The sequence below is a fragment of the Hungatella sp. SL.1.14 genome, from assembly GCF_024460495.1.
In the GTDB taxonomy this organism is placed as follows: domain Bacteria; phylum Bacillota; class Clostridia; order Lachnospirales; family Lachnospiraceae; genus Hungatella; species Hungatella hathewayi.
In genome coordinates this window covers 159,513-167,274 of record NZ_JANFYJ010000016.1, presented here as the reverse complement: position 1 = coordinate 167,274, position 7,762 = coordinate 159,513, and the positions used below count along the sequence as shown (strand labels likewise).

6 protein-coding genes are annotated in these 7,762 nt (G+C 48.9%); 5 read left to right on the top strand and 1 reads right to left on the bottom strand.

What is annotated here, in order from left to right; genetic code table 11:
* Nucleotides 1-887: 887 nt before the first annotated feature.
* The 5 genes from NE473_RS17850 to phoU all read left to right on the top strand — a co-directional run bounded on the left by NE473_RS17850 (nt 888) and on the right by phoU (nt 5,240).
* Nucleotides 888-1,820 (top strand): phosphate ABC transporter substrate-binding protein, encoded by a 933-nt coding sequence (locus NE473_RS17850; protein WP_022030594.1) that lies wholly within the window; start codon nt 888-890, stop codon nt 1,818-1,820.
* 95 nt (nt 1,821-1,915) lie between these two features.
* The gene (gene pstC / locus NE473_RS17845) at nt 1,916-2,851 is read left to right on the top strand and encodes a phosphate ABC transporter permease subunit PstC (protein WP_055652460.1); all 936 of its coding nucleotides are present in this window, start codon (nt 1,916-1,918) and stop codon (nt 2,849-2,851) included.
* Nucleotides 2,844-3,746, top strand: a complete 903-nt coding sequence (pstA, locus tag NE473_RS17840; RefSeq protein WP_022030596.1) for a phosphate ABC transporter permease PstA — start codon at nt 2,844-2,846, stop codon at nt 3,744-3,746. The genes pstC and pstA overlap by 8 nt, the downstream gene beginning before the upstream one ends.
* A gap of 18 nt (nt 3,747-3,764) precedes the next feature.
* Nucleotides 3,765-4,529, top strand: coding sequence for a phosphate ABC transporter ATP-binding protein PstB (pstB, locus tag NE473_RS17835; protein WP_006775498.1), 765 nt, complete (start codon nt 3,765-3,767; stop codon nt 4,527-4,529).
* A 48-nt stretch (nt 4,530-4,577) separates the two neighbouring features.
* Complete coding sequence (gene phoU, locus NE473_RS17830) at nt 4,578-5,240, top strand: phosphate signaling complex protein PhoU (protein ID WP_022030597.1); 663 nt, start codon at nt 4,578-4,580, stop codon at nt 5,238-5,240.
* A 163-nt stretch (nt 5,241-5,403) separates the two neighbouring features.
* Here phoU and NE473_RS17825 read toward each other — a convergent pair whose 3' ends face one another.
* Nucleotides 5,404-7,635 carry a YARHG domain-containing protein gene (locus tag NE473_RS17825; protein WP_055652277.1) on the bottom strand — a complete coding sequence of 744 codons (2,232 nt, stop codon included), beginning with the start codon at nt 7,633-7,635 and terminating at the stop codon, nt 5,404-5,406.
* Nucleotides 7,636-7,762: the final 127 nt, after the last annotated feature.

Genomic DNA, 7,762 nt, shown 5'->3' with positions numbered 1-7,762 from the left:
AAAAACAAGCGAATCGAAAAATATAAAGAAAAATGGTGTGCATAGAAAAACGGCCACAAAATGTGGCCGTTCATCAGCCCCTCGTTTTAAATATTTCACCTGTCTACTTGACAGGGGGCATATCAAACTTGACCAGTAGCAGGGTGGATTTTCTATTCAACTATTAGGCCAACCCATCTTGTGGGCGGTTGTTCCTCTTTAAATATACTATAACATTTCTCCGCATTACTTGCAAGATTTTTTTACTATGAATCTCATCATGCAGCTTAAAACACTTTCATTTATACTCTTTACCAAAACATATAAGCCGTATTGTATTTACAAATCTGATTTATATATGTAGTCTATATTGGGGTTTAGCCCAGTTTACAAAAGACTACACATAAACAAGAATGGGCTGCTGATAACCAATCATAACATCATACCCAAAAGGCATCCCGTAATTCATGCTCTCCGGGCGGACACTGCGCGGCAAAGTATATAAAAGAATCATAAACACGATAAATGCCGCAGACAGAACCGAACGGGTTTCTGCATGCGGCATTTTCATCTATGTAAACTGTTCGTAATAATTTGGCGAAGCCGGTCACATCAAGCGCGCTTATCTTTATGACCATGGCTTCTTCTATGTTCAATCCCTGTCGGGCTTTCTGATACCTATCATACACGGCAAATGTGTCCAAAATTTGTTGTTTGCCTAAAGCCTTTCTAAAAAGTATGAAAAACTCTTTAACATTTTCATAAGCTCCTCTAATCCGACAACTTTACACATCTTTTACAAAACCTATACTCAATCCTGATATCTTCTGATTCAATTCCTTAGTATACTCCAAATGTCAGATAAAAAGAAATGTAAGAAATCATATCAGAAAAAGAGGAGAACAATTATGAAAAAGAACATGGTAAAAACACTTGCACTTGCCGGAATGGCAGTTTTAACAATGGGAACCCTGGCCGGATGCGGCAGCAATACAACCGAATCAACCGCGGCGCCAACCACCGCACAGTCAGAGGCTGAGACCACCACAGCAGGTACTGCCTCCGCTGAGACAACCACAGCGGCTCCTGCAGCTTCCGCTGATTTAAAGGGATCCATCAGCATGGTAGGTTCCACCTCCATGGAAAAATTTGCAACCGCGCTCAGTGAGATCTTCATGGAAAAATATCCGAACATCACGGTTCAGGCTGAATTCGTCGGTTCCGGTGCCGGTGTGGAAGCCGTAAATAACGGCTCCGCAGATATCGGCAACTCTTCCCGTGAATTAAAGGATGAAGAGAAAGCCAACGGCATCGCCGAAAACATTGTAGCCATCGACGGTATCGCAGTCGTTGTCGATCCGGCTAACACCGTGGAAGACTTAACGAAAGATCAGCTGACCTCCATTTATAACGGCACAATTACCAACTGGAAAGAGGCAGGCGGCACTGATCAGCCGATCGTAGTCATCGGCCGCGAGTCCGGATCCGGCACAAGAAGCGCATTTGAGGAAATCCTCGATGTGGCCGACGCCTGCAAATACAGCAATGAATTAGACAGCACCGGCGCAGTTATGGCAAAGGTTGCTTCCACTCCCGGTTCTATCGGCTACGTTTCCTTAGACGTTCTGGACGATACGGTTAAGACCTTAAAGCTGGATGGAACAGAAGCAACTCCTGAAAATATCAAAGCCGGATCTTATTTCTTAAGCCGTCCGTTCGTTATGGCAACCAAAGGAGAAATTTCCGAGCAGAACGACCTGGTAAAAGCATTATTCGACTACATCTACTCCGATGAAGGCACCGAATTAGTAAAATCCGTTGGTTTAATCCCGGCAAACTAAAAGCCCGACGGCTGAAACAGACATCATAAAAAGGGACGTAGCAGGGTAACAGACACTACGTTCCTTTTATCCGCATAAATGAAAGGAGCCATCTTATGCATCCGAAATCTTACTCCATCTTTGCCGGACGCGGCAGCAAATCTGCGGTGGAACATGCGGCGCAGATCATCTTTACCGTCTGTGGTTTTTTCGCCGTTCTGGCGGTTGCCTCCATCACAGCTTACATGATCATCAGCGGTACCCCCTCGCTTTTTAAGGTAGGAATCATCGACATCCTGTTTGGCACCGTCTGGAAACCGGAAGCCGCAGTTCCCGCTTTTGGTATTCTCTATGTGATCCTGACTTCCATTGCAGGAACCGCTCTCGCCATTTTAATCGGCGTTCCCATCGGCGTCATGACGGCCGTTTTCCTCGCTGAAGTGGCACCGCCCAGGCTGGCAGGGATCGTACGTCCGGCAGTGGAACTGCTGGCGGGGATTCCTTCCGTTATCTATGGTCTTTTGGGAATCCTGATCTTAAATCCTCTCATGTATAAGCTGGAACTTAAGATTTTCGAGGGCTCCACAACCCATCAGTTCACAGGCGGTGCCAATTTAATCTCCGCAGTCCTGGTTCTGGCCCTGATGATTCTCCCCACAGTCATCAATATCAGCGAATCCGCGCTCCGTTCCGTTCCAAAGGAACTGCGAAGCGCCTCTCTGGCTCTGGGAGCCACAAAGATTCAGACGATTTTCCAGGTTGTACTTCCGGCAGCAAAATCAGGTATTATAACAGCCATCGTTCTGGGCACCGGCCGCGCCATCGGCGAAGCCATGGCGATCAGCCTTGTATCGGGAAGCTCCGTCAATTTCCCGCTTCCCTTCAACTCCGTCCGCTTCCTTACGACGGCGATCGTATCGGAAATGTCCTACTCGGCAGGTCTTCACAAACAGGTGCTCTTTACCATTGGTCTTGTCCTGTTCGCATTTATTATGATCATTAATATTTCTCTGACCAGGCTCTTAAAGAAAGGAGATGTACAGCATGACTAACGAGATCGCAGTTCCCTTCCATAAAGACTCTGTTATAAATAACAGCATCTGCCGCAGACAGACGCGGGTATCCGATTCCGTTCTTACCTTTTTCATCTATCTCTGCGCCTCCATATCCATCCTGATTCTGATCGGAATTATGGGGTACGTTTTTTTCCGCGGAATCTCGCAGATCAACTGGGAATTCTTAAGCACTGTTCCCAGCACAATCAGGGGTACCTTCGGAATCCTGGGAAACATCGTCAACACCTTATATATCGTCGTGATTACGCTGCTCATCGCCACTCCACTGGGTGTGGGAGCCGCCATCTACTTAAATGAATACGCAAAAGGCGGCAGGGCCGTCCGCCTCATTGAGTTTACCACAGAGACACTCTCCGGTATCCCCTCCATCATCTTCGGCCTGTTTGGCTACGTATTCTTTGGCACAACGCTGGGACTTGGCTATTCCATACTAACCGGCGCACTGACACTCTCCATCATGGTTCTGCCGCTTATCACCAGAACCACCCAGGAAGCGCTTAAAACAGTCCCCGACAGCTACCGCTCCGGCGCACTGGGAATCGGAGCTACCAAATGGTATATGATCCGCACCATTCTGCTCCCCAGCGCCATGCCCGGTATCGTAACCGGCGTTATTCTGGCCATCGGCCGCATCGTAGGCGAATCCGCGGCTCTCTTATTTACCGCGGGAAGCGGTTACTTACTGGCAAAGGACTTTTTCGGAAAAATCTTTGAATCCGGCGGGACGCTGACCATCCAGCTCTACCTCTCCATGCAGAAAGCCAAGTACGATCAGGCCTTCGGCATCGCGGTGGTCCTGCTCCTCATCGTCCTCGCCATCAACGGCCTTGCCAAATATTTATCCCACAAATTCAACAAGTCACTCTACTAACAAGGAGGTTAGAGAATCGTGAATACCAGCACAGTAAAAATAGCAACCAACGGCCTGGACTTATATTACGGCACCAATCACGCCTTAAAAAACATCTCCATGGAGCTGTATACCAATAAAATTACCGCCTTTATCGGACCTTCCGGCTGCGGCAAGTCCACCTTCTTAAAGACTTTAAACCGTATGAACGACCTTGTCCCCAATGTAAAAATCGAAGGCGAGGTCCTGCTGGACAATGAAAACATCTACGACCAGAGAGTCGATACCACCCTTCTGCGTAAAAAAGTAGGTATGGTATTCCAGCAGCCCAACCCATTTCCCATGAGCATCTACGACAACGTGGCCTACGGCCCCAGAATCCATGGTATCCACAGCAAATCAGAACTTGACGCCATCGTGGAAAAGAGTTTAAAGGGCGCGGCCCTCTGGGATGAGGTATCGGACCGGCTGAAAAAATCCGCTCTCGGCTTATCCGGAGGCCAGCAGCAGCGTCTCTGCATTGCAAGAGCCCTGGCGGTGGAGCCGGAAGTCCTTCTGATGGATGAACCTACCTCCGCCCTCGATCCCATATCCACGTTGAAAATCGAGGATCTGATGGATGAACTGAAGAGTAAGTACACGGTAGCAATCGTGACCCATAACATGCAGCAGGCCACCCGCATTGCCGACTATACCGCATTTTTCCTGGTTGGCGAGGTCGTTGAATACGCGGCTACCACGGAACTGTTCTCCTCTCCAAAGGATTCCAGGACAGAGGATTATATCACCGGACGGTTTGGATGATCTGTTTTTAATTTATGTAAACTTAATTTCAGAAAGGATTTACTTAAAATGACGACAAGAATCAATTATGACCACGAGCTGACGCTGTTAAACGACGACATCAAGCAGATGGGCTTTATGGTGGAATCTTCCATCGAACAGTGCTTTATCGCATTTGAGGACCAGGATTTTGAAAAGGCGGAGGGAATCATACGCGGCGATCGAACCATCAATGACTTAGAGCGCTCCATTGAGGCCCGCTGCCTCTCCCTGATCCTCCGCCAGCAGCCGGTGGCCGGTGATCTGCGGGTCGTGTCCAGTGCCTTAAAGGTAGTCACGGACTTAGAGCGTATCGGCGACCATGCCTCCGATATCGCGGAACTCGTGCTTCGAATCCGGGGAGAACACGTCTACCATGTCGTGCGTCACATACCGGGAATGGCCATGGCCGCCCGCGAAATGGTGAGAAACGCCATAGACGCCTTTATCACTCAGGATATCGACGCCGCAAAGACCATCGAAAAACAGGATGACATCGTAGATGAACTGTTTACCAAGGTAAAAAATGATGTGATCGATCTCTTAAAACAGTCCGCCGACCACGCCGACCAGTGCATCGATCTTCTGATGATCGCAAAATACTTGGAGCGCATCGGAGACCACGCCGTGAATGTCTGCGAATGGACGGAATTTGCAAAGACCGGTGCTTTAAAAAATGTCCGTATCCTATAGAATCAGAGACAGGAAAGGTGCCGCAGGGAGTCTAAATGATATGCCCCTGCGGCACCTTTCCTGTCTCTGATTCTATAAATAAATCGTGCAGTTCCACAGTTATTTCATCGTTTCCTCATGTCTCGCAATTGGAAAACCACACTCCGGATGACTGGCCTCGCCGTCAGTCGCTGGTATAGTATCCCATAAGAAACTTCGCACATGGTTCATCCTGATAATTGTATACATAAAGATAATTACCGGCCGTCCGGGTATAAAAATCTTCTTCAATATCCGAGACATTCCCGGATGTACTGCCGGATTCCAGTGTCTTCACAAAAGTGCCATCCCGGTATATGTAGTCGCGGGAAACATCTGTCCCATCGGGATCATAGACAGATAAAAAGGCCACATGATCGTTTACAATAATCGGGAACATCATCTGCTCTTTCCCGGCAGGAAGTCCGCTCTTATCGAACTCGAAGAGACATTTTCCCCTCATATTATAGTAATAGTTCCGGTTTCCCTTCTCTATCACGGCAATGTTCTCCTGAAATTCCGTACCATAAATGGAGACGGCTTCCGATGTCACTTCCAGTCCCATCGCGATCTCCGGGTAGTGCTCCATAAACTCTTTCACATCGTAGTAGAGCTCTTCACTTCCCTCTTCTCCCCATATTTTCCTGTCGGACTGCACGCCCTTTTCTGTGATTGCTCCATTTTTATCCGCATAATCGTAGGTGTAATGCCATTCCCCCGATCTCCCCGACTCCACCCATACCGCATGTTCCAGCCCATAGCCGTCCTTTGTCTGATAGATATCGCTGTACACCGGTTCACAGACCCATCGCTCCTCTGCGACGGAATAAAGCCCGTAATTGCCTGTCAGAGTGTCCTGCATGGAAAGCAGGCCGCTGCCGTCCCAGACCAGAAACGGGGAAATCGCCTGACTCTCCACATGCCTGATGAATTTCATCAGATTCATGGAACGGTCGAACACCGCGATCCCATTTTCACCGTAAAGATAGTCTCCATCCGCAAGTATGACTTCACCCTTTGAAAGCGGAATCTCCGCCTGAAACACCTCATCTTCCCCTTCAAAGCCCTGGGGAAGAAGCTTCTTTTCGTCCCTTACACCCACGTACCCCAGCGCATTAATCAGCGCCTGGCCGTCATCTGAGGTGAGCCATTCAAAGAGGCGGTACGCGTTTGAATCCTTTGGTTCATCCTTCCTGACCGCCGCATAAAAATCGCTGACATAAGGATAGCTTCCGTCCCGTATGGTATCGCTGGAGGGCATAACGCCGTCGACCGCCATAAATTTAAGTTCCGGTTTCTGATACATGTTTTTTGCATAATAATAGACCGAATAACCGAGAGCCTCCCCCGTATTATCATAGGCGGAAACCTTTTCAATCAGTTCACCCATCTCCGAAACCACGAAGTCCTGCGGTGCCTCCGCCATGGCAGTTCCCTTCATCACCAGCTTCTCCATCAGATTCTGGCTGCCGGAGTCCACAGGCCTCTGAAACGCCCGTATGGCCTGGCTGCTGCCTCCCACCGTCTTCCAGTTCGTGATGTTACCGGAATAGATATCGATCACCTGTCTTCCGGTTAAGGAATTTACAGGGTTCCCCTGATTGGCCATAAATACCAGCGCGTCCCGGCCAATCGGTTTGATAATCAGATTATCTCCCTCTTCCTTCAGACGTTTTTTAACGCTCTCTCCGGGTTCATAGGCGATAACCAGATCCGTTCCCTGATCCCGGATCAGTTTTAAATACGCCTGAGTCGTCTTATCATGCCGGATTAACCGTTCCGCCTCCCGCTCCGTCGCATCCGCGGCAAGACGGTAAATGGCCTGTGACAGGGGAATCGTCGCCGTGGAACCGTCAATCCTTGGAAAATCCTCTTTGCCGATCTTAGGGCATGTCACCAGTTCTGAAGGGACATTCTCTTCCGCCGCTTTCACGGCTGCTAAATTGCCGGTTTCCGATTCATTCAGCACACTGTCATCGAAGGCATCTCCATCGACAGAAGGCTGATACCAGGATTTCCCTGAAAAATATGAATTCAGATCATCACTCTTAAACTTACGGCCGTGCCTTGCGTAGATCTCATTCCTGGCAATGCGAAGCTCTTCCCTGGTTAAGTCCGACAGCTCCTCCTGCGTATAGATATGGTTCTGCGCCTCCGGAAGAATATAGTCATCCTCCCTGCTTCCAGCCGGATAGGACCGGGTCTCTTCGGCAGTCTGGCTCTCCGTCTCCCGCTCCCCGCTTTCCTCTTCATGGGTATCAGCAGTGACTTCCTCTGAAGCCGTTTCCTCCGGCTTCTGCTTATTGCTGCAGCCCGCAGCGGCCATTCCGATGAGAAAAGCCAGAGCCACGGGCAGCCAATACAGGTTCCTCTTCATATCACACCTCGCTCGCTGTAAAACCGCGCTTCTCTTCTTTTCTCCATTATACTATAAAGTCTTTTTGGCGTCATGATTTTGCAGAATATTCTGGAATTCGTAAGAAATCCTGTTTTGATGCTGCTTT

Excerpts from the sequence above, each read along its gene's own strand:
- phoU (WP_022030597.1), top strand. The coding sequence starts at position 4,578 with ATGACGACAAGAATCAATTATGACCACGAGCTGACGCTGTTAAACGAC.
- pstA (WP_022030596.1), top strand. The coding sequence starts at position 2,844 with ATGACTAACGAGATCGCAGTTCCCTTCCATAAAGACTCTGTTATAAAT.
- pstC (WP_055652460.1), top strand. The coding sequence starts at position 1,916 with ATGCATCCGAAATCTTACTCCATCTTTGCCGGACGCGGCAGCAAATCT.
- NE473_RS17825 (WP_055652277.1), bottom strand. The coding sequence starts at position 7,635 with ATGAAGAGGAACCTGTATTGGCTGCCCGTGGCTCTGGCTTTTCTCATC.
- NE473_RS17850 (WP_022030594.1), top strand. The coding sequence starts at position 888 with ATGAAAAAGAACATGGTAAAAACACTTGCACTTGCCGGAATGGCAGTT.